Source organism: Paraburkholderia sp. Ac-20347, assembly GCF_017104805.1.
GTDB classification, from domain to species: Bacteria; Pseudomonadota; Gammaproteobacteria; order Burkholderiales; family Burkholderiaceae; genus Paraburkholderia; species Paraburkholderia tropica.
On record NZ_JAAGPN010000527.1, the window covers coordinates 1 to 2,162 of the forward strand.

Genomic DNA, 2,162 nt, shown 5'->3' on the forward strand with positions numbered 1-2,162 from the left:
GCGGCTGCCTGCGAGGCGCGCGGCGCTGGCCCACGAAGCGGGCGAAGTAAATTTTGCAGCCTGAGTGAGTGATCTCATGATGATTACGCGAACATGAAGCTTGGCCATTTTTACGGCGGCGCCGCACGTTGCTGAAGTCGTCCTGTGAGTTTTTTTTCGGGGGATCGATCATCGGGAGTCGGATAATTAATCAGGTATCCGTATCAATGGAAATAAATTGCCGAACGCCGATGAATGAAGCGATATCGCGCGATTGGCTTCGCTGCCAAGCGCCGCGCTTGATGAGGAGATACCCGCATCCGCGCCCGAATCCGCAGCAGTATTTTCATCGCACGGGCGTGCGCTTTTTATTCAGTATTTACCGGGAAAAATAGGGGAAAGCGAGACGTCGCGCGCCGGGGGCAGCGCTGGTGTCAGGTTTGGCGCGCGCTTGCCGTTAACGTGTATCGAGAACCGACCGAGGCGTCGCGCGTGACGCGTTCGCCACTGCGAGACACCGACATGATTACTGCTCCGCTTCCGCTCGACGAGGACGTCCGCCTGCGCGCGCTGCAACGGCTCGATATTCTCGACTCCGAACCGGAGGAGGCGTTCGACCGCATCGCGCGCCTCGCCGCGCGGGCGTTTCGCGTGCCGATCGTGCTGGTCTCGCTGGTCGACGAAGACCGTCAGTGGTTCAAGTCCCATCACGGCATCGCCGCCTGCGAAACGCCGCGCAGCATGTCGTTCTGCGCGCACGCGGTATTGAGCAAGCGTCCGCTCGTGGTCGAGGACGCGCTCGACGACGAGCGCTTTCTCGACAATCCGCTCGTGCTGGGCGCGCCGCATATCCGCTTCTATGCGGGCGCGCCGCTGCGTCTCGCCGACGGCCAGGTGGTCGGCACGCTCTGTCTGATCGACAGCGCGCCGCGCGCATTCGACATCGCGGAGGTGCAAACGCTCGCCGACTACGCGCAGCTCGTCGAGCGCGAACTCGACGTGCGTCGCAAGCTGATCCGCTCGCGCACGGCGCACGAACGCGACCGCCGCTCGCTCGCGATCAGCGAAGCGCGCTTCACGACCGTGTTTCGCGAAACGCCGATCGGCAACGCGCTGGTCGCGCTCGACGGCCGCTTTCTCGACGTCAACCAGACCTTTTCGGAGATCACGGGCTACGACGAGGCGTCGCTGCGCAAGCTCACGTTCGCCGACGTCACGCATCCCGCCGACGTGGCCGCCGACGTGGCGCTCGCCTCAGAACTGCTCGCGGGCAAGCAGTCGACCTATACGACCGAAAAGCGTTACGTGCGGCCGGACGGCACGGCGATCTGGGTGAATCTCGCCGTCACGCTGCTGCGCGACGCGGCGGGCGTGCCCGCGCATTTCATCGCCGCCGTGCAGGACATCGACAGCCGCAAGCGCAGCGAGGAAGCGCTGCGCAACTATCATGCGGAACTCGAGGAGCGGGTGCGCGAACGCACCGCCGAACTGCGCCGCAGCCGCGACGCGCTGCAGACCATCACCGACAATCTGCCCGTGCTGATCGCCGTGGTGGATCGCGAGCTGCGTTATCGCTTCTACAACGACACGTTCAAGCGCGTGCTCGGGCCGCGCGCGCCGGGCGAGGTGGGCGCGAACGTGGCGGAAACGCTGCGGCCCGACGTGCTCGCGCAGTTGCAGCCGTATTTTTCGCGCGCGCTCGCGGGCGAACGCGTGACCTGCAGCGAGGTGCGTTATCGCGACGACGAGGAACGCGTCTGGAGCACGACCTATATTCCGGCGAAGCGCGACGGCGTGGTGACGGGTTTTTACGTGATGTCGCACGACGTGACCGAGCAGCGCCGCACCGAGCAGCGTCTGCGCGAGAGCGCGCTGGTCGATGCGCTCACCGGGCTCGCGAACCGTCGCGCGCTCGAAGAGGAACTGGCGGCCACGCGCACGGGAACGTGCTGCTTTGCGGTGTTTTTCGTCGATCTCGACGGCCTGAAGGGCATCAACGATCGTCACGGTCACGACGCCGGCGACGCGCTGTTGCGCGAGGCCGCGCAGCGGCTTGGCGCGACCGTGCGCGTGGGCGATTTCGTGAGCCGTCTCGGCGGCGACGAATTCGTGGTGGTGAGCCGCGGCGTGGCCGACGCGCGCGACGCCGGGCGCATCGCGCAGGCGATTTGCCGCGCGCTCGT

At 65.8% G+C, this 2,162-nt stretch carries 1 protein-coding gene; it reads left to right on the plus strand.

Going from position 1 to position 2,162, the window contains the following annotated elements; all coding sequences use genetic code 11:
* Window positions 1–501: 501 nt before the first annotated feature.
* The coding region (locus G3N97_RS38365) for a PAS domain S-box protein (protein ID WP_205997934.1) at window positions 502–2,162 on the plus strand (1,661 nt) is incomplete at its 3' end.